General features: G+C 70.8%; 28 protein-coding genes. 13 read left to right on the forward strand and 15 right to left on the reverse strand.

Going from position 1 to position 22191, the window contains the following annotated elements:
* Nucleotides 1–30: 30 nt before the first annotated feature.
* Nucleotides 31–618: a TetR/AcrR family transcriptional regulator gene (locus tag ACIP6U_RS31000; RefSeq protein WP_401724578.1), complete on the forward strand. Its 588-nt coding sequence runs from the start codon at nt 31–33 to the stop codon at nt 616–618.
* A gap of 24 nt (nt 619–642) precedes the next feature.
* On the opposite strand, the gene ACIP6U_RS31005 is transcribed toward ACIP6U_RS31000, so the two are convergent.
* On the reverse strand, nt 643–1143 hold the full coding sequence (locus ACIP6U_RS31005; RefSeq protein ID WP_401724581.1) for a hypothetical protein: 501 nt from the start codon (nt 1141–1143) through the stop codon (nt 643–645).
* A 28-nt stretch (nt 1144–1171) separates the two neighbouring features.
* On the reverse strand, nt 1172–1678 hold the full coding sequence (locus ACIP6U_RS31010; RefSeq protein ID WP_401724583.1) for an ATP-binding protein: 507 nt from the start codon (nt 1676–1678) through the stop codon (nt 1172–1174).
* Between the two features lie 197 nt (nt 1679–1875).
* Here ACIP6U_RS31010 and ACIP6U_RS31015 point away from each other — a divergent pair, with 197 nt between their 5' ends.
* Entirely contained in the window at nt 1876–2106 is a 231-nt protein-coding gene (locus ACIP6U_RS31015; protein ID WP_280881144.1) for a DUF397 domain-containing protein, read from the forward strand.
* 80 nt (nt 2107–2186) lie between these two features.
* Entirely contained in the window at nt 2187–3107 is a 921-nt protein-coding gene (locus tag ACIP6U_RS31020) for a helix-turn-helix domain-containing protein (RefSeq protein ID WP_401724585.1), read from the forward strand.
* Between the two features lie 37 nt (nt 3108–3144).
* Here the strand turns inward: ACIP6U_RS31020 and ACIP6U_RS31025 are convergent, their stop codons facing one another.
* Nucleotides 3145–3963 carry an SAM-dependent methyltransferase gene (locus ACIP6U_RS31025; protein ID WP_401724588.1) on the reverse strand — a complete coding sequence of 273 codons (819 nt, stop codon included), beginning with the start codon at nt 3961–3963 and terminating at the stop codon, nt 3145–3147.
* Nucleotides 3964–4057: 94 nt separating this feature from the next.
* Nucleotides 4058–4441 carry a winged helix-turn-helix transcriptional regulator gene (locus tag ACIP6U_RS31030; protein ID WP_401724590.1) on the reverse strand — a complete coding sequence of 128 codons (384 nt, stop codon included), beginning with the start codon at nt 4439–4441 and terminating at the stop codon, nt 4058–4060.
* A gap of 84 nt (nt 4442–4525) precedes the next feature.
* Between ACIP6U_RS31030 and ACIP6U_RS31035 the strand changes: the two genes are divergently transcribed.
* On the forward strand, nt 4526–5176 hold the full coding sequence (locus ACIP6U_RS31035; protein ID WP_401724593.1) for an NADPH-dependent F420 reductase: 651 nt from the start codon (nt 4526–4528) through the stop codon (nt 5174–5176).
* A gap of 174 nt (nt 5177–5350) precedes the next feature.
* On the opposite strand, the gene ACIP6U_RS31040 is transcribed toward ACIP6U_RS31035, so the two are convergent.
* Nucleotides 5351–5716 carry a hypothetical protein gene (locus ACIP6U_RS31040; RefSeq protein WP_401724595.1) on the reverse strand — a complete coding sequence of 122 codons (366 nt, stop codon included), beginning with the start codon at nt 5714–5716 and terminating at the stop codon, nt 5351–5353.
* Between the two features lie 163 nt (nt 5717–5879).
* On the opposite strand from ACIP6U_RS31040, the gene ACIP6U_RS31045 reads away from it, so the two are divergent.
* From ACIP6U_RS31045 to ACIP6U_RS31055, 3 genes are read left to right on the forward strand one after another with little or no spacing between them, the layout of a single operon-like run.
* Entirely contained in the window at nt 5880–6230 is a 351-nt protein-coding gene (locus tag ACIP6U_RS31045) for a hypothetical protein (protein ID WP_401724597.1), read from the forward strand.
* Nucleotides 6227–7066 carry a hypothetical protein gene (locus ACIP6U_RS31050; protein ID WP_401724599.1) on the forward strand — a complete coding sequence of 280 codons (840 nt, stop codon included), beginning with the start codon at nt 6227–6229 and terminating at the stop codon, nt 7064–7066. The genes ACIP6U_RS31045 and ACIP6U_RS31050 overlap by 4 nt, the downstream gene beginning before the upstream one ends.
* Nucleotides 7067–7096: 30 nt before the next feature.
* Nucleotides 7097–7471, forward strand: coding sequence for a roadblock/LC7 domain-containing protein (locus tag ACIP6U_RS31055; RefSeq protein ID WP_401724602.1), 375 nt, complete (start codon nt 7097–7099; stop codon nt 7469–7471).
* Nucleotides 7472–7483: 12 nt separating this feature from the next.
* Here the strand turns inward: ACIP6U_RS31055 and ACIP6U_RS31060 are convergent, their stop codons facing one another.
* The 3 genes from ACIP6U_RS31060 to ACIP6U_RS31070 form a co-directional block, all read right to left on the reverse strand.
* Nucleotides 7484–8785, reverse strand: a complete 1302-nt coding sequence (locus tag ACIP6U_RS31060; protein ID WP_401724604.1) for an aminotransferase — start codon at nt 8783–8785, stop codon at nt 7484–7486.
* 132 nt (nt 8786–8917) lie between these two features.
* Entirely contained in the window at nt 8918–9451 is a 534-nt protein-coding gene (gene cpt / locus ACIP6U_RS31065) for a chloramphenicol phosphotransferase CPT (protein WP_401724606.1), read from the reverse strand.
* A gap of 61 nt (nt 9452–9512) precedes the next feature.
* Complete coding sequence (locus ACIP6U_RS31070; RefSeq protein WP_401724609.1) at nt 9513–9920, reverse strand: hypothetical protein; 408 nt, start codon at nt 9918–9920, stop codon at nt 9513–9515.
* A 165-nt stretch (nt 9921–10085) separates the two neighbouring features.
* On the opposite strand from ACIP6U_RS31070, the gene ACIP6U_RS31075 reads away from it, so the two are divergent.
* The 3 genes from ACIP6U_RS31075 to ACIP6U_RS31085 all read left to right on the forward strand — a co-directional run bounded on the left by ACIP6U_RS31075 (nt 10086) and on the right by ACIP6U_RS31085 (nt 13101).
* Entirely contained in the window at nt 10086–10892 is an 807-nt protein-coding gene (locus tag ACIP6U_RS31075) for an inositol monophosphatase family protein (RefSeq protein ID WP_401724612.1), read from the forward strand.
* A gap of 159 nt (nt 10893–11051) precedes the next feature.
* Complete coding sequence (locus ACIP6U_RS31080; protein ID WP_401724614.1) at nt 11052–12449, forward strand: FAD-dependent oxidoreductase; 1398 nt, start codon at nt 11052–11054, stop codon at nt 12447–12449.
* A gap of 31 nt (nt 12450–12480) precedes the next feature.
* A complete protein-coding gene (locus ACIP6U_RS31085) occupies nt 12481–13101 on the forward strand; it encodes a hypothetical protein (protein ID WP_401724616.1) in 621 nt (206 codons plus the stop codon).
* Between the two features lie 33 nt (nt 13102–13134).
* Here the strand turns inward: ACIP6U_RS31085 and ACIP6U_RS31090 are convergent, their stop codons facing one another.
* From ACIP6U_RS31090 to ACIP6U_RS31105, 4 genes are all read right to left on the reverse strand, one after another.
* Entirely contained in the window at nt 13135–13542 is a 408-nt protein-coding gene (locus ACIP6U_RS31090; protein WP_401724618.1) for a DUF3224 domain-containing protein, read from the reverse strand.
* Nucleotides 13543–13588: 46 nt separating this feature from the next.
* The gene (locus ACIP6U_RS31095) at nt 13589–14830 is read right to left on the reverse strand and encodes a PP2C family protein-serine/threonine phosphatase (protein WP_401724620.1); all 1242 of its coding nucleotides are present in this window, start codon (nt 14828–14830) and stop codon (nt 13589–13591) included.
* 115 nt (nt 14831–14945) lie between these two features.
* Nucleotides 14946–15725 (reverse strand): alpha/beta fold hydrolase, encoded by a 780-nt coding sequence (locus tag ACIP6U_RS31100; protein ID WP_401724623.1) that lies wholly within the window; start codon nt 15723–15725, stop codon nt 14946–14948.
* Between the two features lie 194 nt (nt 15726–15919).
* Entirely contained in the window at nt 15920–16924 is a 1005-nt protein-coding gene (locus ACIP6U_RS31105) for a LacI family DNA-binding transcriptional regulator (RefSeq protein WP_401724626.1), read from the reverse strand.
* A gap of 169 nt (nt 16925–17093) precedes the next feature.
* On the opposite strand from ACIP6U_RS31105, the gene ACIP6U_RS31110 reads away from it, so the two are divergent.
* Entirely contained in the window at nt 17094–17981 is an 888-nt protein-coding gene (locus tag ACIP6U_RS31110; protein ID WP_401724628.1) for an amidohydrolase, read from the forward strand.
* Complete coding sequence (locus ACIP6U_RS31115; RefSeq protein ID WP_401724631.1) at nt 17978–18478, forward strand: cysteine dioxygenase; 501 nt, start codon at nt 17978–17980, stop codon at nt 18476–18478. Before ACIP6U_RS31110 ends, ACIP6U_RS31115 begins: the two co-directional genes overlap by 4 nt.
* 37 nt (nt 18479–18515) lie before the next feature.
* Here ACIP6U_RS31115 and ACIP6U_RS31120 read toward each other — a convergent pair whose 3' ends face one another.
* From ACIP6U_RS31120 to ACIP6U_RS31130, 3 genes are all read right to left on the reverse strand, one after another.
* The gene (locus ACIP6U_RS31120) at nt 18516–19085 is read right to left on the reverse strand and encodes a GNAT family N-acetyltransferase (protein WP_401724634.1); all 570 of its coding nucleotides are present in this window, start codon (nt 19083–19085) and stop codon (nt 18516–18518) included.
* Nucleotides 19086–19156: 71 nt separating this feature from the next.
* Entirely contained in the window at nt 19157–20095 is a 939-nt protein-coding gene (locus ACIP6U_RS31125; protein ID WP_401724636.1) for a MerR family transcriptional regulator, read from the reverse strand.
* A gap of 130 nt (nt 20096–20225) precedes the next feature.
* Nucleotides 20226–21557: a multidrug effflux MFS transporter gene (locus ACIP6U_RS31130; RefSeq protein WP_401724639.1), complete on the reverse strand. Its 1332-nt coding sequence runs from the start codon at nt 21555–21557 to the stop codon at nt 20226–20228.
* A 72-nt stretch (nt 21558–21629) separates the two neighbouring features.
* Between ACIP6U_RS31130 and ACIP6U_RS31135 the strand changes: the two genes are divergently transcribed.
* Nucleotides 21630–22124, forward strand: coding sequence for a MarR family winged helix-turn-helix transcriptional regulator (locus ACIP6U_RS31135; RefSeq protein ID WP_401724642.1), 495 nt, complete (start codon nt 21630–21632; stop codon nt 22122–22124).
* Nucleotides 22125–22191: the final 67 nt, after the last annotated feature.

Here is a 22191-nt window from a genome sequence, read left to right on the forward strand (position 1 = left end):
CTTGAAGTCTCTGTCGAGAAGGTGAGCGGCATGGCGAAGACGCGGACCGCACAGACTCCGACGGCCCGGGAGCGCCTGCTCTCGGCCGCGGGCGAACTGTTCTACGCCGAGGGTGTGCAGACGGTCGGGATCGACCGGATCATCGAGCACGCCGGAGTGGCCAAGGCCTCGCTCTACAACACCTTCGGCGGAAAGGAACAACTCATCCTCGCGTATCTCGAGTCACGGCACGCCTCGGTGACCGGCCGGCTGCTGCGCGCCATCGACCGCGTCGACGACCCGCGCGCGAAACTCCTGGCGGTCTTCGAGGCGCAGAGCGAGCTGTTCGCCCAACCCACGTACCGCGGCTGCGCGTTCGTCGCCGCCAGTGCGGAGGCGAAGCACGGCAGCGCCATCGAGGAGACCACCGACGTCTATCGCGCCGCCATCAGGACCCTGTTCACCGAACTCGCCCGGGACGCCGGCGCCGCGGAACCGGAGGCGCTGGCCCGCCAGTTGCATCTGTTGTACGACGGTGGCGGACTGTCCGCCCGGATGGACCGTGACCCCTCCGCGGGCGCGGCCGCCCGGGCGGCGGCATCGGTCCTGATCGACGCGGCTCTGTCCAAGCGCGTATAACTCGGCGCTGGACAAGGGCCGTTCTCACTCGGCCAGGGCGCCGGCGAGTTCCTCGGTGGCGTGGACGAGCGCGCTGTCCCGTTCCGTGAGCAGGCGCGGGATGGCTCCGCCGTCGGCGCGTACCGCGCGGCGGGCCGCGGACTCCCACTCGACGTAATTGTCCTGATGGCGACGGAGTTTGGGGTAGGCGGCGGCCGTGGTGCCCCATTGTCGGGCGCCGGCGATGTTCCTCAGCAGGTGGAGGATCTGCACCCGGCAGGTGACCTGCGGGCGTTGGGCGAGGTCCCACAGGAAGGGGACCGTGACGGCTGTGGCCTCGCCGACGACGAAGCCGTACTGGCAGATGCGGTTCTGCAGCCGGTCGAGGCCCGTGGTGGCGGCGGCCGGGTCGCCCGAGGCGATGGCGGCGAGCAGGAAGGGGATGGCCGCCGCGGAGCCGGTGGCGTCCTTGATGTCACGCCAGGGCACATGCCCGACGTCCCCGAGCGTCGCGGACGGCTTGCCTCTCTTCACGGGTGCGGTCATCGCTGCGGGTGTTCGCCGTTCCGTCATCTCAGGTGCGGGGCCGGGTGGGCAGCATGGCCCAGACGGTCTTGCCCGTGGGGGCGCTTCGGGTCCAGCCCCAGTGCTCGGACAGGGCTTCGACGAGGTGCAGGCCGCGGCCGTGCTCCTCGAGCGGGTCGGTCGTCGACGGGTATCCGGGCAGGCTGCGGCTCCGGTCGGTCACGGCGCACACCAGGTGGGCGGGGCGGAGAGTGAGCTTCAGCCACACCTCGGGGGCCGTCTCGTCGCCCGGGTTGTCGGCGAGGGTGTCCCGCACGGCTCCGGCGGCGAGTTCGGTGACGATGGTCAGCGCGTCCTCACGGCACCAGTCCAACTGCCAGTCACCGAGGGTGCGTTCGACGAACTCGCTTGCCTGGACGCGCCCTTGGTCGGTGCCGGAGAGGCGGAGTGTGGCGGTCCTCGGTGCGTTGCGCGGAGGGACACCGGCGGGTGCGGTCCGCTCTGCGGGTGACGCGGACGGGCCCAACGCGGGTGCTGCGTGTGCGGGTAACGGCACGGCGCCTCCCTGAGGTGATGTCAGGACCGGGCGCCGACACGGAGGTTGACGCCTTGGTTATTATCCACGATGTGAGCGACTCTGTGCAATTTCACGAGAAATTGCGCACGAGTCAAGGGAGTCGGCGTCACACGGGACCTGTCTGACCTGTGGTCGGCGGGTGGTCGCTGGGGCGGAACACATGCAAGGAGAGTGCTGTGGCAGCAGTTCCCAACGGAGTGCGAGCGAGTTCACTGGGCGTCCACTGGATCAAGAGCCGCCACAGCAATGCCGAGGGCAACTGCGTGGAGGTCGCCGCCCTGGCCGAGGGAGGCGTCGCACTGCGCAACTCCCGTGATCCGCACGGCCCGGCGCTGGTCTACACACCGGCCGAGCTGGCCGCGTTCCTGGCCGGCGCGAAGGACGGCGAGTTCGACCACCTGCTGTGAGATCTCCGGCCGACGGATGCGCCGACGGCGGCCGAAATGCGATAATGCGAGCTGTCGTCCCCTGTCCACCGGGAGCCAGGATGCCCTCCGAGTCACCGCGCGTCTCCCGCCTCGAACCGTATCTGAATCGCACCGAGCCCGCCCCGACCTTGCTGAAGATGCTGGTCGGGGTCCAACTGGCGGGCATCCGTGAGGACTCCGGATACGCGCAGGAACAGGCCGCCCGCATCGTGGGGTTCAGCCCGGCGAAGCTGTCCCGCATCGAGGCCGGCAAGGGGCGCAGGCCGCCCACCGAGGGCGATGTCCGCGCGCTCCTTGAGCTGTACAAGACGGAGGACTACGAGACCTCGGTCCTGCTGCAGTTGTTGCGTCGGGCCGGTGAGCCCGGTTGGTGGCAGCGCTTCGACAAGCGGCTGATGCCGGAGTGGTTCGACCGGCTCGTGGGACTCCAGGAGGCGGCCGCCGCCATCCGTACGTTCGAGATCCAGTACGTTCCCGGACTGCTGCAGACCGCTGCCTACACCCGTGCCGTGGTGGAGCGCGGGCTGCCCTCGGCTCCGGCCCGCGAGATCGAGCGCCGGGTGGAACTGCGCATGCGGCGCCGGGAGTTGCTGGAGCGCGGGAACGCTCCGCAGCTCTGGGCGGTCGTCGACGAGTCGGTGCTGTTGCGCGTGCTGGGCAGCCGTGCGGTGATGCGCGAGCAGCTGGAGCACTTGGTGGCGATGGCCCAACTGCCGCATGTGACCGTGCAGATCGTGCCGCTGGACGTCACGAACGCCTCCGCGCCGAACATTCCCGTCACCTATCTGCGCTTCGGCGGCCTCGACCTGCCCGACGTGGTCTATCTGGAGCAGATCAGAAGCGCCACGTTCCTGGAGGATCGCGACGAGACGGAGGAGTACCGGGTGGTGCTGGACCGGCTCGCGGACGAGGCTCTCAACCCTCGCGAGTCCCTGGCCCGCCTCCGGGAGACCGTGGAAAGCCGGTACCCGGAAGCGTGACCGACGGAGGGCGAGGCGCGATCGCGGGGACCGGCCTCTAGCGGAGCCGACCCACTCCGCCGAACTCGATCCACTCCTGGGTGAGTTGACGTGGTGCCACCTCGCTGTCGGGGCGCCAGGTGGAGACCTCCACCAGCCCCGGGTCGAGGATCTCCATCCCCTCGAACCACTCCGCGACGTCCTTCTGCTCGCGCACCCGGCCCCAGTGCCCCTGGGTCGCCTGGTCCATGAAGTCGGTGACGAACTTGCGGACCTCGGCGTCCTCGCTGACCAGCTGACACATCACCAGACAGCTGCCGGGCGCGAGCTGTTCGACGACCCGGGCGATCACCGAAAGCGGTCCTTCCGTGTCGCTGTCGGGGATGCAGTGGAAGACCGAGTTGAAGAGCACCGCGGCCGGCTGCGAGAAGTCGATCAGCCGCCGGGTGTCGGGGTGGGAGAAGATCTGGTCCGTCTCGCGCAGGTCGGCCTGGATGACGGCGGTGCGTTCGTTCTGCTCCAGCAGGGCGCGGCCGTGGACCAGGACCATCGGGTCGTTGTCGACGTACACCACGCGTGAGGCCGGATCGATGCCCTGCGCCACCTGGTGGACGTTGTCCTGGGTCGGCAGGCCTGAGCCGTGGTCGAGGAACTGCCGGATGCCGTAGTCCCCCGCCAGTGTCCTGACCACTCGCTGAAGGAAGCGCCGGTTGTTCAGCGCCAGCGCGCGGGTGCTGGGCACCACCTTGTCGAGTTCCTCGCAAGCGGCCCGGTCGACGGCGTAGTTGTCCTTGCCGCCGAGGTAGTGGTCGTACATCCGCGCGGCCGTCGGTACCGTGGCATCGATCTTGGTGGACAACCGCTTCTCGGACTCCATCGTCTCCCCCAGTTCCGCACCGCCCCGACGGACCTACCGCCGGACCCACCATCCTAGAGAAACGGCAGTTGGTGCAGCCACCCCCTTGATCCGGTCAACCCGTACGAGGAGGCCGTTGTGCGGTAGCGGCGGTGCACGCGCCTTCCTGAGCGGCCATCACCTCGTCGCCGTGTTCGAACGCCCATGCTCCGACGGCGTCGATGGGCGCAAGCAACGTCCGCCCCAGAGCGGTGAGTTCGTACTCGACCCGCGGCGGTGCCCCCGGTTGCGCGTGCCGTGTCACCAGGCCGTTGAACTGCAGTCGCCGCAGGGTCTCGGTGAGGACCTTGGAGCTGATGCCCCCGATCCGCTCCCGCAGTTCGCCGGGCCTACGAGGGCCGTCGCGCAGCGCCCAGAGGACCACGGCGTTCCAGGTGTTGGAGAGCAGGTCGAAGGCGAGTCGGGCGCGGCAGTCGGCGAGGAAGGCGTCGGTCGTCACGTACCGAATGGTGCCTGACGCTCCTCCTAGCGTCGTCCCGAACAGTCCCGAACGGTCGTAGCGGGTACGGAGAGGGATCGCGTGATGAGAATCGGCGTACTGGGAACGGGCAACATGGCGGACGCGCTCGCCACCCATTGGGCGCGGGCAGGCCACGAGGTGGTGGTCGGCGGACGGGACGCGGGCAGGGCGCAGCGGCTGGCGGGGCGTCTCGGGTACGGCGCCGGGTCCGGTGACCTGCGAGCGGCGGCCGAGTTCGGTCAAGTGGTGCTGGTCGCCCTGCCGTTCGGCGCGGCGGTGGAAGTGGCTCGGGAGCTGCGGGACGCCCTGGTGGGCAAGGCGCTGGTCGACTGCGTCAATCCGGTCGGGCCGGGATTCCGGCTGCTGACGGAGGGCGGACCTTCGGCCGCACGGCGGTTGGCCGCGGCGGCACCGGGAGCCCACGTGGTCAAGGCGTTCAACCTCTGCCACGAGGACGTGTGGCGGATGCGCCCGCCGGTCTTCGACGGACGGCCCCTGGCCGTTCCGGTGTGCGGGGACGACGATGAAGTCCTCGCACGCGTAAGCGAGTTGGTACGAGACGTCGGCTGCTTGCCCGTCGCGTGCGGCGGTCTCGAAAGGGCCGGGCTCCTGGAGGCGACCGCGGCCCTATTCATCGCCCTGTGGGTCGGCGAGGGAGCGGACGTCCAGGCAATTGCGCCGCCGCTGGCCTTTGCGGCCGGGCCCGTCGATTGAGCGGGATGAGGAAAGTGGACTAGACATGTATGGCCTAGACAATTAAGGCCGCTTCAACCGTCGCGTGGCACCCGGAATAAGGCATTCCGAAGAACCGGTCGGCCTCGGCACGCGTTTTTGCGCCCCGAGGCCGACCGCTTTTTCGACTACCCCTTTGTCATATGCCGGAGGTGCTCATATCTCCAGGCCGGTCTCGAGCCGCTTGAGGTGGTGTCTCGCCAACGCCAGATTGCTGCGCCCGCGGTCCAGCGCCAGGTACAGGAAGAGGGAGCCGCTCGTCTGCGTGAGCGGCCTGATCAGGTGGTACTGCCGGCCGAGGGTGATGAGAATGTCCTCGATCTCGTCGTCCAGGTTGATGGACTTGAGCGTCCGCTGCTTCGCGCGCACGACCTCGGTGTTGCCCGCCCCCGCGACCTCCAGGTCGAGATTCGGCCCACCGCCCAGCACGCCGAGCGTCATGCCGCTCTCGTAGTCGACCAGGGACACCCCCAGGGCCCCGTCGATAGTCATCGCTTCCTTGAGCGTCGCCTCAATGTTCACGTGGTGCCTCGTTTCCTTCACGACCGGGCAAGACGGAGGATCTCGCCCCGAAAACGGTCTCAATGCGAGCCGTGCGGGATCAGACAACACCATTTTTTGGTCAGTGTTGCGATAGTTGGCAAATAAAGTAGTCTGCTCGCCAGGGTGACTGAAGGGGGGCCCTTTGTCATCGCTCGATGCTGCGCTCAGCCGTGCCCTGAACACGCCCGGTATCAGCGGAGCCGCACTGCTCGACGCCGTCACCGGCCTCTCCTACGCGGAGCTGGGCGAGGTGGGCGCCGGTCGGGATTCCTGCGAGATAGCGGAACTCGCCCGTACCCGTCTCACGCGGGCGGGCGCGTCGGGCGATCTGGAGAACGTCATCGTGACGACCTCCACCCAGCACATCGTGACGATCCAACTCCCCCGGCAGGGCGACCCCTTGCTGCTGTGCGCGACCGTCGACCGTGAACGCACCAACCTCACCTGGGCGCTGCGCGAACTGACCCGGTACGCCGACGAGTTGCTCACATGACCGCAGTGCCTCCGGAGCCGCTCCCCGACTCCCGCAACATCCCCGCACTGCTGTCGGCGCTACGGGGCCAGGGGCGTTCCTGCACCGTGGTCGTCGCCGGCGCCCCGGGTGGCTCGATCCACGTGCGCGACGGGCTCGTGGTCGCCATGGAGACCCCTGGCGCGCCGAGCGTCGAAGGCCTGCTCCTCAGGTCCGGCCGGATCAGCGAGGAGACGTGGTCGTCGGTCCGCGCCGCCGACACCACACACGAACATCTCGCCGCCGAGCTGGTGCACCGGGGGTTCGTCGGCGCCGGTGAACTCGAAGTCGTCAGCCTGAGCGCGCTGTTCGACGCCGCGTTCGCGCTCTCCCTCGCCACACCTGACAGTTGGGAGGTCACCGATCCCGTACCGACGCTGTACCGCAATGCCGGTGTCACCCCCGAGCGGATCCTCGGCGAGGTGTCCCGCCGTATCGACCTCCTCGCCGGAGAACCCGGTTCGGTGGCCGCTCTCGCCCGCACACGCATGGAGACGGCGTCCACCGCCGACCTCCCGGGAACAGTCGGCGCGCTCCCCGCTCGGCACAGGGATGTCCTGGCCCTCGCGGACGGACGCAAGACGGCGAGGGACATCGCCTTCGCCCTGGGCCGGGGTCTGTTCGCCGTGATGGTGGACCTACGGCACCTGCTGGACCGCGGACTCGTCCGACCGCGCACGCCCTCGGCCCACACCAGACCGAGTACGGCGGCACGCGGCGCACCCACCGCGACGACGCCGACCGCACCCGACCCCGTATCGCTCCCGCGTCGCCGCCCCGGCCGCGCCTCTTCACCGACGCATCGGCCTCAGGACTGAACCGTCTGCCCGCAACAGGAAGAAGACGCCATGAGCGACCCAGTGATCGACCTTCTCACCGCCCTGCGGGAGAACGTCATGGGCGTCACCGAAAGCACCCTGGCGACCGTCGACGGGCTCGTCGTCGCCTGTGACGTGACCAAGACCCACCCCGAGTCCATGGCCGCGGTGGCAGCGGCGACGCTCTCCCTCGGCCACCGCCTCGCCGACCAGGGCGACACCGGACAGCTCCGCGAGATCAGCGCGCGCTGCAGCACCGGCCATGTCATCGTGACGGCCGTCGGTGACCGGGCCCTGCTCGCGGTCGTGACGGACGAGGGCCTGGACCAGGCGGCTTTCCGCCGCGAGATCCCGGCCGTCACGGCGGAACTGCGCCGCCACCTCGACAAGGACGTCTCCTCCTGACACCGGCGCGTGTCAGTGCGGGCCGGTCCGTCCCGCCTCGGTCTCGCCCACCAGCTTCTGGTAGCCCGCGAGTCGCACGCACACCGTCACCGCGTAGGCGACCTGTCCGACCTCGTCGGCGGTCGGGAAGGTGGGCGCGATCCGGATCACGCTGTCCTGCGGGTCCTCGCGATGGGGGTGGGTGGCTCCCGCCGGCGTCAGCGCGATGCCGGCCTCGCTCGCCAGCCGTACGACCTCCCGGGCGCAGCCTTCCAGGACGTCGAGCGTGATGAAGTAACCACCCTTGGGGCGCGCCCAGTCGGCGAGTCCGGTGCCGTCGAGCTGCTCGGTGAAGACGCGGTCCACGGTGTCGAACTTCGGCCGCAGGATCTCCCGGTGCCGGAGCATGTGCCGGCGCACTCCGTCGGTGTCCTTCAGGAACAGCACGTGGCGGAGCTGGTTGACCTTGTCGGGGCCGATGGACCGCTTTCCGCTGTACCGGCGCAGCCAGTCGACGTTGGCCGGCGAGGAGCCGAAGAAGGCGACCCCGGCACCGCCGAACGTGATCTTCGAGGTGGAGCCGAAGACGAACGCGCGATCCGGGTGACCGGCCTCCGCGCATGCCGTGAGGATGTCGGCGACCCCGGTCTCCTCGTCGGTGAGGTGGTGCACCGCGTACGCGTTGTCCCAGAAGATGCGGAAGTCGGCGGCGGCCGTGGGCATCTCGGCGAGGCGTCGGGCGGTGTCGTCGCTGTAGGTGATGCCGGAGGGGTTGCTGTACTTGGGCACGCACCAGATGCCCTTGATCCGCGGCTCGGTGCGGACGAGGTCCTCCACGACCTCCATGTCCGGACCCGTCTCCGTGAGCGGTACGGGGATCATGTCGATGCCGAACCGCTCGCACAGGTCGAAGTGGCGGTCGTATCCGGGCACGGGACACAGGAACGCGATCCGGCCCTCGTCGACCCAACGCCCTTGTGCGCCCGGCAGGGTGGTGCCCAGGAGGGCGTGGACGACGCAGTCGTGCATGAGTTCCAGGCTGGAGTTGCCGACGGCGAGCAGCTGGTCCGTGGGCACGTCGAGCAACGGGCTGAAGATCTCCCGCAGTTCACGCAGGCCCAGCGGGGCGCCGTAGTTGCGGCAGTCGGTGCCGTCGGCGGCCGTGTACCGGTCACCGGGGAGGGAGAGCAGGTCGGCGGCGAGGTCGAGTTGCTCGGGCGAGGGCTTGCCCCGGCTCAGGTCCAGGGACAGCTTGCGGTCGCGGAGGTCGGCGTAGTCACGGCGTGCCTGTTCGAGGTGCGCGGCGAGGGTGGTGGGGTCTGCGGGCGTCGGCATGGTGCTCTTTCCGGAGAGCGAGCGGAGTTCTGGGCGGCGTGTGGGGCACGCCTTCGGTGAACCTAACAAGTGGCGGCCGCCCGGCTCACCGGATGTGCGGCCGGACGCGTGAGGTTGACGAAGACCCGCCGCTCACTGGATCCAGGCTGCGATGATTCGCGCGCACTTCAAGGACTCGGTGTGCGAGGTGTCCACCTCCAGGTCGTAGTCCACGCCCTGGTGGACCAGTTCCGCCTGTGCGGCGGCCATCCCCCGCACCCGGTCCCCGCGCGCGATCTCGCGGCCCGCGGCGATCTCGGCGTCGCACCTGACGCCCACCCACAGCACGTCCAGCCCCTCGAAGGCCTTGCGCCACTCCTGCTGGGAGGCCGTCCCGCCGAGGAAGACGTCGTCCACGACGATCCGGGCGCCCGCGCGGACCGTCGCGGCGACGCCCTCCCGCCAGGCAGCTTGCAGGGTCCGGAACTCCGGGCCCACGACCACCTCGCCGTCCGGCGCGAACTCGATGCCCGCGGCCGAGGTGGTCAGGGACGCGGGCATCGAGTCGACCAGCACGTCCACCGCGAACGCCAGCCACGGATCGGGCAGCACGGCCTGCAAGCACCGTACGATCCCGGACTTGCCGGAGCTCGACCCGCCGTTCAACACGATCACCTGAGTCGTCATCGCGCCACAGTAGGACGGACCCCACGACGGCCGGGCGGCAATTTCTCGCGGTTCGGCCGGCCTACGGGCGGAGACGGCGGCGGCGTGCGACCTGCGTGGTCGAGAGGGCCAGGACGACGCCCACGGCGAGCGCGCCGGTCGCCAGGGCGCGGGAGGGGCGCTCGGCGAAGAACTCCCCGAAGCTGAGCCGGGAGCCCACGGAGGCGAACGACAGCACCGAACCGGCCGACAGCGCCGACCCGATGGACAGCACGCTGGTGGCGGAGCCGAGCGACAGGAGCGAGGCTGCGGAACCGACCGACAACGCGGAGGCGGCCGAGCCGATCGACAGCACCGAGGAGGCGGAGCCGATGCACATGAACGAGTCCACCGAGCCGATGGACAGCACCGAGTTCTTCGAACAGAGGGAGAGCCGGGAACCGGAACCGGGGCGGCCGCAGGATGTCTGGGATCGAACGGAGCGCGTCATGGACAGATCTTCTCAGTGCGGCGCGCGCTTGGCCCTGGTTGTTGACCCATCGTTCCGGTCATGTATGCCGTGGGGACGACGGACATGGGGCTCGACCCGTGTCCCATGTCCCTGGCCGCACCGGCCGAGACAGCCTCGACGACGTGATCAAGGTGGTGGACAGCTGTGACCGGGCATGACCTGGACGGCGCCCTGCGGGTGGCCGTGGAGTTGGCCGAGTGGGCGTCCGAGACGATCCGCAGCGGGAACGGCGGTGCCGGTGGCCCGGTCCGGCAGAAGGCGAGCCCGGCGGACATCGTGACGGACACGGACGAGGCCGTGGAGACGCACGTCCGCTCGGTGCTGCGGCGGGAGTACCCGGAGTGGGGCATCGACGGCGAGGAGTACGGCGCCCAGGAGGGCGCGTCCGGCGCGCCGCACTGGGTGATCGACCCCGTGGACGGCACCACCAACTACGCCCACGGCCTCGGCTGGTGCTCCTTCTCTCTGGGCCTGGCGGAACCGGACGGCTCGCCGCTGCTCGGCGTGGTGGCGGACCCCTGGCGGCGCGAGGTGTTCACGGCGGTGCGGGGCGGCGGCGCGCACCTCAACGGCGTCCCGATCCACGCGGCGGACCACACCACGCTGACCGGCCATGTCTTCATGACGGAATGGGCGGCACACGCGCACTGGGCCGGCCTGGACACCCTGCTCGCGCGGCTCTCGGCCCGCCACTGCACGGCCCGCGTCATGGGCTCCACCGCGCTGTCCCTGGCCCAGGTGGCGGCAGGCCGCGCGACGGCCGCCGCGATCGGCGAGTTCCACCCGGTGGACGGCCTGCCCGCCCTCCTCATCGCCACCGAGGCGGGCGCGGTGGCGATGCCCCAACTCCCGGCCTACGACGAGCCGTTGCTGTTGGTCGCGCCGGGAGCGGCCGAGGAGGCGCTGGAGTTGTGGCGCGCGACGGTCGGCCGGGAAGGCGACGGGGCGTAGCGGGCGGGGACGACGGGCCTGTGGAGCCGACCGGTCGCCGGCCGGTTCGAGGTGCACCGGCCAGGGCCCGTCCGGATTCCGCGAGCAACCCCTGGGAGGGTGACGGCGTCCGACCATGCGCCAGGCTCTGCCCGCGCGGGAAGAGATGTCCTCGTGTCGATGATCGTCGTACTCGGCGCCGCCCTCGGCGGCCTCCAGACAGCCCTGCTCCTGGCCCGGGACGGCCATGACGTGACCGTCCTCGAACGCGATCCGCAACCACCTCCGACGGACCCGGAGGCGGGGTGGTCGCGGTGGGAGCGCCCCGGCATCCCCCAACTGCGCCTCGTCCATCTCCCGCTCGCCAGTTGGCTTCAGCGGGCCGAGGCGCAGCTGCCGGACCTGGTGGAGCGGATGACGGCGGCCGGCGCGGTGCGGATGAACGTGGTGGCGCCCGAGCCCGGTCTGGGCGGCAGGCCGCGCGCGGACGACGCGCGGTTCGACACCCTCGCCGCCCGGCGTCCGCTCCTGGAGTCCGCCGCTCTCCGCGCGGCGGCGGCGGCCGGTATCCGGATCCGGTGGGGTGTCAGCTGGCTCGGGCTGCGCGCTGCCGAGGGCGGGCGGGTGCCGCACGTGACCGGCGTGGAGACGAGCGCGGGCCGGATGCCGGCGGATCTGGTCGTCGACTGCACCGGGCGCAGGTCCCGACTCCCCGCCCGGCTGCGGGAGATCGGCGTGCCGGGGACCTTGGAGGAGTCCGGCGAGCGCGGATTCACGTACCACAGCCGCTACTTCCGCTCCCCCGACGGCGCCCTGCCCGCCGACACGTTCCCGCTGCTCGTCGAGCACGGCTCGCTCGGTCTCCTGCGCATCCCGGCCGACCACGGCACGTACTCGCTCGGCCTCATCAGCCGCACCGACGACCACGAACTGCGCGACCTGCTGCGCGACGAGGGTGCCTGGACGGCGGCGGTACGGCTGTTCCCGGGCGCGGGGGTGTGGCTGGAGGGGCGGCCCATCACTGACGGCGTGCAGACGATGGGCCGGCTCACCCATCGCAGGCGGACTCTGTACGACGCCGAACAGCCCCTCGTGACCGGGCTGGTGGCGATCGGGGACGCCTGGGCCCTGACCGTGCCGACGGTCGGGCGCGGCCTGGCGATGAGCCTGCACCACAGCGTCATCCTGCGCGATCTGCTGCGCGAGCGGGCAGGCACGGACGATCCGGCGGAGTTCACGGCGGCGTTCGGCAGGGCGACCGACGACGGGCTGGGACGGGCGTACTGGCAGACCGTCGCCTACACCCGGCACCGGCTGGCCGAGATGGACGCCCACGCGGCCGGCCTGCCCTACGAACACCCCGACTGGCTCCGCGCCCGGGCCCTTGGACGGCTCGCCCGGCGCGACCCGGACGCGCTGCGCGCCGAACGGGCCGCGGCGCACCTGCTACCCGGTGCGCACGAGGAACTGCGCGCCCCCGCGCTCACCGACGCCGTCGCCCGCCTGGTGTCCGAGTCGAAGGACCTCATGCCGCCGGGCCCCTCGCGCGCGGAACTCCTGGACGCCCTCACCTCCTGACCGGCGGCCCTGGCTTGGTCATACTGTGCGCATGCGTCTCGGGGTGGTCGTCGCGGTCCTCTACTGCGTGCAGTTCAGCAGGGAGTTGAGCGACGCCGAGGTCGAGCGGATCGCGCGCATGATGCTGGAACGGCCCTTCTACGACCTCACCGCCGACGAGCAGTACGCGGACATCGAGGCGGCGCTGGCGGCGGCGACCTGGGCGGACGATCTGTCCTGGCAGCCGCATGACGAACCGTCCGTCCGGGACTTCCTGCGGCGGCTGCTGGCGCACCTGGACGCGCAACGACCTTGGCAGGAACCGCCGTTCCGCGGTCTCGGACTCGATCGCTGGGCGGAGTTCAGGTCCGGTGCGCTGCTGGCCCGGGTGCGCCTGTACGCCCCCTCGCAGGACCGGCTGCACGCGCGGCTGCGTACCGTGCCGGGTGATCCGGCGGGACTGCGGGCCGTGCTGCTGCGGTTGCGGTCCGGGGACGAAGTCGCCCTGGTGGCACCGCCGTTGCCCGACGGGTACGACGCGGAGCTGAGGGCGGCGGCGCCCCATCGGGCCGCGGCGTTGGTGATCGAGGCGTTCCTCACCCATACGGGATACGAGCGCGAGCGCGTGTCCCCGGTGGGGTGGCGGAAGCGGTGGGGACGGGGCCGGCGCTGAGTGACTCGCCCGACCGTCCGCGGCCGCCGTGTCTCAGCCCACCTCGTAGTCGAACCAGATCCGATGCGTGCCGTCCGCGTCGACGGCCATGCCGCCCGCGCCGGTGATCCCGGTCAGTTCTCCCGTGCCGCTCGACGGCACGATCATGAAGAACTCCGCGGTGCGGTCGGTGCCCGAAGTCGTCGCCGAGTGGACGAAGTTGAAGGCGCCGTCCCTGCCGTCGAGCGTGCCCTCGAAGGAGTCCATGGCCACGTAGGTGCCGACGCCGGTGCCCTGGTCGAAGGCGGCGGTGAACAAGGTCGCCGAGCGGCCGGTGACGTCACCTTCGTAGTCCTTCTCCAAGGTGGCGACGCCCACCGGGAGTCCGGTGGAGATGTCCGGTTCCGGCTTCAGTTCGGTGGGGGTGAACGCTTTGACGGTGAAGGTTCCGGTGGCTCTCATGGGTCCGACGGTAGCGCCGGGGTCTGACAGCGGCCCTGCGGCGGCCTCAGCTCGGGCGAGGGAGCAGCCGGGCCGTCATGACGGCCACGTCGTCGTCCGCCCGGTCCGCGTCGAGGCGCGTGAGGATCTCGTCGAGGACCGCGGTCACGTCCTGGCCGGGGCGCAGGCGCAGGTGGGCGAGGCGGGACAGGGAGGCGTCGATGTCCTCGCCGCGGCGTTCGACGAGTCCGTCGGTGAACATCACCAGGGTGTCGTCGGGGGCGAGTGCGAGGCTCGTGGTCTCGTAGTCGGCGAAGCCGGTGCCGAGGGGTGGGCCGACGGGCAGGGGGATCAGTTCGCCGGTGCCGTCGCGGTGGAAGACGGCGGGCGGCAGGTGGCCCGCAGTGGCGAAGGCGACCGTTCCGCGCGCGGGGTCCACCAGGGCGAGCAGACAGGTCGCGGGGCGGCGGTTGCCGTCCTTGGACATGGCCGCGTCCATCTGGCGCAGGATCCGGTGCGGAGGCAGGTCGGTGGAGGCGACGTAGCGCAGCATCGAGCGGTAGGCGTTCATGTCGACCGCCGCGTCCAGGCCGTGCCCTATGACGTCGCCGATCACCAGGAGCGTGCGGCCGTAGTGCAGGCGTACGGTCTCGAACCAGTCCCCGCCGACCACGGCGTTGCTGCCGGTCGGCAGGTAGCGGGTGGCCATGTCCAGGTTGGGGTGGGGGCGGCTGGGTTCGGCGAGCAGGACCTCCTGGAGGTTGAACGCCGTGTCCCGCAGCCGGCGGTGTTCCGCCGCGTGGTGCAGGTGGGCGGCGGTCAGACGGGCCGTGTAGTGGATCGCGGCGGCCTCGTCGTCGTCGAAGGCCGGGCCGGTGCGGACCGCGAGGAGTGCGCCGTAGGCCCGTTCCCCGGCCAGGAGCGGGACGGACAGGGCGGCCACGGGTTCCTGGTCGTCGGGGGTGAAGGAAGCCGTGATGGGGCGGCCCGCGTCCAGCGTCCGGACCAGGATGTCGCCGCGCGGCACGTGCTGGAGGTTGTCCAGGAGGACGCGACGGCCCGCCGACGCGGCGGCGCGCAGGGCGCCACGGTCGGCCCGCCGGTACTCGTCCCGCGTGGGCTTGTCCGCGAACGGCTCCCTGAACTCGTCGGGGAAGAGGTCCACGGCCGCGGCGTCGCACAGTTCCTCGACGAGGAACCCCGCGCACTCCGCCGCCGTCCTGCGCTCGTCGAGCGTCGTTCCGATCACACCGACGGCCCGCTGCGCGAGGGCGAAACGATCCGCCTCTTCCGCTCCGGGCCCGGCCATCCGGTCACCGTCCAACACCATCCCCTTCCACCGTGACCATCCCAACACCGGCACGGCCGATCGGGCGGTAATGACCCGTCCGTGGTGCGGTGGGCGTGGCCGGACGGACGTCGTCTCAGACCCGGTCGCCGAGGAAGGCGTCGAGGGCGGCGGTCAGCTCCGCGGGCTTCTCCACCGGCAGTTCGTGGCCGGCGTCGATGATGCGGACGAGCGCGTCCGGGATACCCTTGGCCATCCGGAGCATCTGCGGCAACGGCAGTTGGATGTCGTGGTAGCCGTGCACGATCAGAGTGGGCGCCTGGATCTCACCGAGCCGGTCGAGGACGTCGAAGGCGCGCATGGCGCCGTACAGCGTCATCACCACTTCCTTGGGCGTGGCCTCGGAGGCCGCGATGTACTTGCGGATCTCCTCACGCGGGTAGCCCGGGGCGAAGGCCCGCTGGATGTTCGCGGCGACGAACAGCTTGAACGGCAGGAGTGTCGACACACCCATCAGCAGACCCCGGGCCCAGCTGTACGTCATGCGGCTGATCGAGTCGACCAGCACCAGGCGCTCGACCCGCTCGGCGTGGTCGAGGGCGATGGTCTGGGCGATCATGCCGCCCATGGAGTGGCCGATCAGGACGCACCGGTCGATCTCCAGGTGGTCGAGGAGGGCCAGGACGTCCCGCGCCAACTCCCGCACGGTCCGCACTCCCGCGCCCGTGCTCTCGCCATGGCCGCGCAGGTCCAGCCGTACGACCCGCCGCTGCCCGGCGAAATGCGCGAACTGGTGGTCCCAGCGATGCCGGTCGGCCGTCCAGCCGTGCACGAACACCAAGGGCACCCCGTCGCCCTCGCGGAGACCTTCGTCGTCGTACGTCAGGGCTGCGCCGTCGACTTCGAGTTGCGGCATGCGGGTCTCCTGGAAGCGGTGGGGTCGGCGGAGATGCGGAGCAGTGGGGTCACTCACGGCTCGGCAGGAGGTGAGCCGTGGATCGCGTAAGAGGTGAGCCGGGTATTCCGTTACGCGCGCCATCCAACCGTGCGTGCCTGTGGGCGAGTCCACCGGGGTGCGTTGGATCCGCGGTGGGCGAGCCGGACGGGCCCCTAGATCCGTACCGCCGACCCTCGTTCGCTCATCACCGGCGCGCACAGGATCCGCTTCCGCCGCACCCGTTTCCCTTCGATCGCCGCGACCGTCAACCGGGCCGCCTCCGCGGCGATGCCGGCCTGTCCCCAGCCGACGGTGGTCAGCGGCGGGGTGAGCACCCGGGACACGGGGTGGTCGTCGAAGCCGACGACGGAGACGTCCCGCCCGACCTCCAGCGAGACCTCGGCCGCGGCGGCGTAGACCCCGTAGGCCAGGGAGTCGGAGAAGCAGAAGACGGCGGTCGCGGGCCGCGGGCCCTCGAGGACCCGGCGCGCCACCGCTGTCGCCTCGCCCAACTCCTGTGGACAGGGGACGAGTTCGGTGTGCAGGCCGAGGCGCTCGGCCGCTTCGGAGACGTAGACGTCGGCGGGCCGGTCGGGGGTGCTGGGGCGGGTCGGGGTCAGCACGGTGACCCGGCGGTGGCCGAGTCCGTGCAGGTACTCCAGGACGGCGTCGATGCCGGCGCGGTTGTCGAAGATGACCTGCCCGGCCGTGCGGGCCTTCTGGAGGGAGTCGCCGACGGCCACCACGGGGAGGGCCTCGGCGAGCGCGGCCCATTCCTCCGCCGAGGGGTCGACCGGCGACACGAGCAGCGCGTCGACGCGCTGGTCGCGCAGTTGCTTGGCGAGTGCCAGTTCGCGGTGGGGGTCGCCGCCCGCGTCGACGGTCAGCGCGTAGCGGTCGCAGGCCAGCAGCTCCCGGCCGATGGCCGCCATCAGCTGCTGCTGCCACAGGTCGCTGAGGTCGCCCGCGAGCACGCCGACCATGCTGGTGCGGCCGCTCGCCAGGGCGCGGGCGATGGGGTCGGCCTCGTAGCCGAGTTCGGCGGCCGCCCTGCGGACCCGTTCCTCCGTCTCCTTGGAGACCTGTTTGCCGCGCAGGGCATAGGAGACGGCGGCGGTGGAGAGACCGGTGGCCTCGGCCACCTCCCGGAGGGTGGTGCGCTTTGCGGGCCTGGCCATGTACGGAAGCCTACCGGGGCCGTTCCGCCCGGTCCCGCCGCCGCGCCCGCGCGGCTACCGGTGCCCTTGACACACACTCTTGTTAATCGCTTAACTTAACCGCATCAGTGAAGCGCTTAACTACCTACCGACCGAGCCCCGCCCACGCCGCGCTCACAAGGACCTCCCCGTGCCCACCGACGTCCACCAGCACTTCTGGCCCCCCGAGTTCACCGAACTGCTCCGCGCCCGCACGTCACACCCGTACCTCGACGGCTGGACCCTGCGCCTGACGGGCGAGCCGCCGTACGAGGTCGACCCGGCGGACCACGACCTCGCGGCCCGCACCCGCCTCGCCGCCGCCGACGGTCTCGACCTGGCCCTGGTGTCGCTCTCCGGTCCGCTCGGCATCGAGTACCTGCCGCCCGCCGAGGCCGCACCGCTGCTGACGGCGTTCCACGACGGCGCGCTCGCGCTTCCGCCGCCGTTCGGTGCCTGGGCCTCGGTCTGCCTGTCGGCGCCGGAACCGGAAGCGGTCGAGCGCGAGCTCCGGCGCGGCTGCGTGGGACTCCAACTCCCCGCCACCGCGCTGCTGGACGAGGCCGGCTGGCAGAGCTGCGCGCCGCTCCTGGACGTCCTCACCCGCCACGACAAGCCGCTCTTCGTGCACCCCGGAGTCGCCCCGCCGGCGCCCGGCGCTCCCCCGTGGTGGGCCGCGCTCGTCCCCTATCTCCAGCAGATGCACGCGTCCTGGTTCGCCTTCCGGGCCTTCGGCCGCGCGCGTCACCCGCGTCTGCGTGTCTGTTTCGCCGCGCTCGCCGGTCTGGCGCCGCTGCACGGCGAACGGTTCGCGGCCCGCGGGGGCGGGCGCGGCGAGGTGGACTTCGACGCGTTCTACGAGACCTCGTCGTACGGCACGCGCGCGGTGGACGCGCTCGTGCGGACCGTCGGTATCGACGTGCTCGTCGCCGGCAGCGACCGCCCCTACGCCACCCCTGCCGACCTCGGTGCGGACGCCGCCGCCCACGCCGTGCGCACCGTCAACCCCGCCCGCCTCCTGAAGGGAGCCACCCGATGACGTACGACGCACTGCCCGACCGCTCACTCGACAAGCGCGAACTCCAGGCGCTCGTGGACGAACTCGCCGCGCGGCCCGACCTGTGGCGCGAACAGGTCGCGTTCTCCGACGAACAGCGCCACTACGCCTCCCTGTACCGCGACGAGTACGTCGACGTCTGGCTGCTGTGCTGGACCAGGCAGAACGACACCGGCTGGCACGACCACGACATCTCCTCCGGCGCCGTCGGTGTCGTCCAGGGCGCACTGAACGAGTCCAACCCGCGCATCGGCGGCACCCATCTGTCCGTCACCGTCCCCGCGGGCCAGTCCTTCTGCTTCGGCCCCGAGCACATCCACCGCCTCACCGGGGCGACCGACGACGCGGTCTCCATCCACGCGTACTCGCCGCCGCTGTGGCGTCTTGGCCAGTACGACATCACCGAGGACGGTCTGATGCGCCGCATCTCCGTCTCGTACGCGGACGAACTGCGACCGTTGGACGCGCCGGCCGCGTGAGAAGCAGCGTCTGAGGCTCCAACACCCGCTGGAGCGGTCAGAGTTCACGCGTCCGTACGTGTACGTGACCGGCAAGGGGGTACGCCGGCGGTGCCGCGGGCAGGAGCGTGGTCAGTTCGTACCGGCTCTTCTGGGCGACGCGGCATGACGCCGCGTTGTCCAACTGGTGCAGGAGTTCGAGGCGCGTCAGTCCGTCACCGGGGAAGGCGGTGAAGGCCCAGTCCGTGAGCGCCCGCAGTGCTCTGGGCGCCACTCCCCGGCCGCGCGCATGCGCCGCGGTCCAGTAGCCGACCTCGGCGGACGAACCACCCGGAGTGACGTTCTTGAGGACCACGTGACCCGCCAACTGCCCCTCATGACCCGTAGCTTGGGATTCCACGATGGCGAATCCGAAGCGGTCCCCCGTCTCCCGCCCCCGTTGCTGCTCCTGAACCCACCGCGCGGCGCTCGCCTCGTCGTGCACGGCCGAGCTCGTCCAGCGGCGCAGGACGTCATCGCGATACAGCTCAACCAGTTCGGCGGCATCCGCCAGGCTCCAGGGACGCAGGATGAGAGCCGAGGCTGACGGTGTGGCGTCTGCCTCCAGTCGTGCGCCGGTCTTGTCCATCGGACGAGGATATGGGGCCGTAGCGGCGTTGAGTGCCTCGTTCGACTGTGCGGGACGGTGAGGCTGTTGCGTCATCGCGCCGCCCGTGCGCGCAGAGCCGTGACGGACCAGTCGATCACCGGGGCGAGGGGGTCCGGCGCCGGCCAGCCGTTGATCAGGGCGAGCAGTTGGAGGTAGCGGTCTCTGCGCGGATCGCTCGCGGCTTCCAGACGGTGCAGCAGCCACCTGTGCGGTGTGGGGCCCTCGGGGCGGCCGTGGGCGAGCGCGCATTGAGCGGTGAGCGCCGTGACGACCGGATCGGCCTGAGGCGAATCCGGGCTGATGCCGGACGCCACAACCGGTCCGACGAGATCACGGGTGACGGCGACCACGTCCGGGCGCGGTGGTGCCGGGAAGCCGTCGGGCAGGTCGGCCGCATGGTCTTCGGTCAGGCGCCGCACAGTGGCTCGGAAGTCCGGGTCCAGGGAGAGTTCGGCCAGCTCCACCCATGCCCTGACCTGCTCGTCCGTGGGGTTGTCGGGCAGTTCGGGTGTCATAGAGCGCCGAGCTGCGGCAAAGCGGGAGTCGCTGCGCGGGCCGTCGAAGACGCTGTCGAGGAAGTCGTCGATCAGGCGTCGGCGTTCGGCCTCGGACAGCGTGGCCAGTTGGTGCATGAGTTCCATCTCCTCGGGGGTGGGCTCGCGTTCGGCGGCGGCCGTCAGCACCGCCCGTCGCAGACGCAGGATGCTGATCTGTACGTCCAGTGCGGCGGCGTGCTCCGCGGCGACTTCGCCGAGCGTGAGTTCCTGGTCCACGACTTGCCGGATCATGTCGAGGCCGAGCCCCAGTTCTCGAAGTGTCCGCACGAGGGCAAGGCGGGCGACGGCCTCTGGTGCGTAGCGCCGGTAGCCGGCGTGAGTGCGGTCGGCAGGCGTCACGATGCCGCGATCGGAATAGAACCGGATCGTCTTGACCGTCAGCCCGGTGCGCCGGGCCAGTTCACCGATCGAGTACAGGGTGCCGCCGTCCATGAGCCCACCCTCCTGTCTCCCCCTGGAGGAGACTCAAGTCTGCGCTCACCCGCAACTATCTACAGCCGGGCAACGTCAGCGCGGCTGTGGGCCTGTGGAAGGACTACGTCCACGCCCCGGTGGTCGAACCCTAAGTCGCCCGCCCGGACGGGGACGCGGAACGGCCACCCCTCCCCGGCTTCACCGCCGTGGGCTCCCCGTGTCCCAGCCACGGCCGGGCGAGCAGTATCAGCGCGACTCCGGCCGCACCGGCGGCGATCAGCATGATGACGGCCATGGGCAGGGAACTGTCCTCTCCGAAGAGACCGACCAGAGGTGAAGCCAGGGCGCCGAAGAAGAACTGGAAGCCGCCGAGGAGCGCGGAGGCGGCGCCGGGCGCGCCGCGGCCGAGGGTCTGGCCGATGGCCATCGTCGAGGGAATGACCAGGCCGATGCCGAGGACGGTGACGAACAGCGTGGCCCAGGTGCCCGCCAGGGTCTCTCCCGCGGTCGACACCAGCAGCACCTGGGCCACGGCACCGAGGGCCGCGATGGCCACGCCCGCGCAGAGCAGCGCGTTCAGGCCGACACGCGAGGCGAGTTGGGAGAAGGCGGCACCCGAGATCAGCATGCCGACGGCGTTGCTCGCGAAGATGAGGGAGTACGTCGTCGAGGAGACGCCGTGCAGGTTCTCGAAGACGAAGCTGGAGCCGCTGACGTAGGCGAACAGCGCCGCCGAGGTCATCGCCAGGACGAGGACGTACCCCATGAACGTACGGTCGGCCAGCAGGGTCCCCATCGCGCGGAAGGTGCTCGGCACGCCGCCGCGGTGCCGTCGCTCGGGCGCCAGAGACTCCGGGACACCGCGCACCACGCCGAACACCAGCAGGACGCCCAGGACGGCGAGGGCGACGAACACCGCACGCCACGTGGACACGGCCAGCAGCGCTCCGCCGAGTACGGGTGCGGCGATCGGGGCGACACCCATGATCTGGGACAGCACGGCGAAGTAGCGGGGCAGTTCGGGCCCGTGGAAGCGGTCGGTGAGGACGGCTCGGGCCAGCACCATGCCCGCCGCGCCGGCCACGCCCTGGAGGAAGCGGGCGCCGGTCAGTACGGCGATGTTCGGTGCCACGGCGCAGGCGAGGGAGAAGACTATGAAGGCGATCGCGCCACCGGTCAGGAGTCTGCGGCGGCCCAGTCCGTCACTGATCGGGCCGATCAGGAGCTGGCCCACGACGAGTCCGGCGAGGAAGGCGGTCATGGTCAGCTGCACGGCGGAGCTGCTCGCCCCGAGCGAGTCCCCCATGGCGGGGAAACCCGGGACGTACATGTCGATGGCGAGCGGGGCCACCGCGGTCAGCGCGCTCAGGACCACGACCAGCGTGATCGCGGATCGCCGGGACGGATCGGAGTCCGGCGGGGAAGGGACTGCGACGGGGACGCGTGAGGAGGCGCCAGAGGAGGGGGACGGCGATACCATGGAGAAAAGGTAGCCGATGATTCACTGGTTAACAAATAATCGCGACAGCCCGGAAGCGAGAACACGAGCCGCATGCCCTCCACCCCCGCCGAGATCCGCGCCCAGTGGGCCGAACACCACCCCGAGCTCGACACCTCCCCCATGGAACTGGTGGGCCTGCTCAAACACGTCACGGGCCTGCTCGCCCATGCCGTCGAACCCCTCTACGCCGGCGCCCCGCTCACCGCGCCGGAGGTCGACATGCTCATCCCGCTCCGGCACGCGAAGGATCCGATGATCGCCCGCGGTCTGGCCGACGGCCTCGGTCTCTCGCGCGCCGGTGTCAGCAAGACCCTCGCGAAGCTGGAGAAGCGCGGTTTCATCGCCCGCACCCCCAACCCGGCCGACCGACGCGCCGCCCTGGTCACCATCACGCCGGCCGGCGCGCAGGCCGTCGACGCGTTCTTTCCGCGCCAACTCGCCGCCGAGGTCGCGTTGCTGAAGGGACTCGGCGAGGACCGGGAGCAGGTTCTGCGGGCGCTCGGGCGGCTCGTGGAGGTCATGGAGGGACACGGGGGCCGCAACTGACGCTGCCCACACGGCAATTCAGACAGTTCACACAGAAGTGAACAGGGTCGGGAAACTTCGAAGCGAA

Source organism: Streptomyces sp. NPDC088794, assembly GCF_044750545.1.
Taxonomy (GTDB): domain Bacteria; phylum Actinomycetota; class Actinomycetes; order Streptomycetales; family Streptomycetaceae; genus Streptomyces.

Excerpts from the sequence above, each read along its gene's own strand:
- ACIP6U_RS31000 (WP_401724578.1), top strand. The coding sequence starts at position 31 with ATGGCGAAGACGCGGACCGCACAGACTCCGACGGCCCGGGAGCGCCTG.
- ACIP6U_RS31005 (WP_401724581.1), bottom strand. The coding sequence starts at position 1,143 with ATGACCGCACCCGTGAAGAGAGGCAAGCCGTCCGCGACGCTCGGGGAC.
- ACIP6U_RS31020 (WP_401724585.1), top strand. The coding sequence starts at position 2,187 with ATGCCCTCCGAGTCACCGCGCGTCTCCCGCCTCGAACCGTATCTGAAT.
- ACIP6U_RS31025 (WP_401724588.1), bottom strand. The coding sequence starts at position 3,963 with ATGGAGTCCGAGAAGCGGTTGTCCACCAAGATCGATGCCACGGTACCG.
- ACIP6U_RS31035 (WP_401724593.1), top strand. The coding sequence starts at position 4,526 with ATGAGAATCGGCGTACTGGGAACGGGCAACATGGCGGACGCGCTCGCC.
- ACIP6U_RS31050 (WP_401724599.1), top strand. The coding sequence starts at position 6,227 with ATGACCGCAGTGCCTCCGGAGCCGCTCCCCGACTCCCGCAACATCCCC.
- ACIP6U_RS31055 (WP_401724602.1), top strand. The coding sequence starts at position 7,097 with ATGAGCGACCCAGTGATCGACCTTCTCACCGCCCTGCGGGAGAACGTC.
- ACIP6U_RS31060 (WP_401724604.1), bottom strand. The coding sequence starts at position 8,785 with ATGCCGACGCCCGCAGACCCCACCACCCTCGCCGCGCACCTCGAACAG.
- cpt (WP_401724606.1), bottom strand. The coding sequence starts at position 9,451 with ATGACGACTCAGGTGATCGTGTTGAACGGCGGGTCGAGCTCCGGCAAG.
- ACIP6U_RS31070 (WP_401724609.1), bottom strand. The coding sequence starts at position 9,920 with ATGACGCGCTCCGTTCGATCCCAGACATCCTGCGGCCGCCCCGGTTCC.
- ACIP6U_RS31080 (WP_401724614.1), top strand. The coding sequence starts at position 11,052 with ATGATCGTCGTACTCGGCGCCGCCCTCGGCGGCCTCCAGACAGCCCTG.
- ACIP6U_RS31085 (WP_401724616.1), top strand. The coding sequence starts at position 12,481 with ATGCGTCTCGGGGTGGTCGTCGCGGTCCTCTACTGCGTGCAGTTCAGC.
- ACIP6U_RS31090 (WP_401724618.1), bottom strand. The coding sequence starts at position 13,542 with ATGAGAGCCACCGGAACCTTCACCGTCAAAGCGTTCACCCCCACCGAA.
- ACIP6U_RS31095 (WP_401724620.1), bottom strand. The coding sequence starts at position 14,830 with ATGGCCGGGCCCGGAGCGGAAGAGGCGGATCGTTTCGCCCTCGCGCAG.
- ACIP6U_RS31100 (WP_401724623.1), bottom strand. The coding sequence starts at position 15,725 with ATGCCGCAACTCGAAGTCGACGGCGCAGCCCTGACGTACGACGACGAA.
- ACIP6U_RS31105 (WP_401724626.1), bottom strand. The coding sequence starts at position 16,924 with ATGGCCAGGCCCGCAAAGCGCACCACCCTCCGGGAGGTGGCCGAGGCC.
- ACIP6U_RS31115 (WP_401724631.1), top strand. The coding sequence starts at position 17,978 with ATGACGTACGACGCACTGCCCGACCGCTCACTCGACAAGCGCGAACTC.
- ACIP6U_RS31120 (WP_401724634.1), bottom strand. The coding sequence starts at position 19,085 with ATGGACAAGACCGGCGCACGACTGGAGGCAGACGCCACACCGTCAGCC.
- ACIP6U_RS31125 (WP_401724636.1), bottom strand. The coding sequence starts at position 20,095 with ATGGACGGCGGCACCCTGTACTCGATCGGTGAACTGGCCCGGCGCACC.
- ACIP6U_RS31130 (WP_401724639.1), bottom strand. The coding sequence starts at position 21,557 with ATGGTATCGCCGTCCCCCTCCTCTGGCGCCTCCTCACGCGTCCCCGTC.
- ACIP6U_RS31135 (WP_401724642.1), top strand. The coding sequence starts at position 21,630 with ATGCCCTCCACCCCCGCCGAGATCCGCGCCCAGTGGGCCGAACACCAC.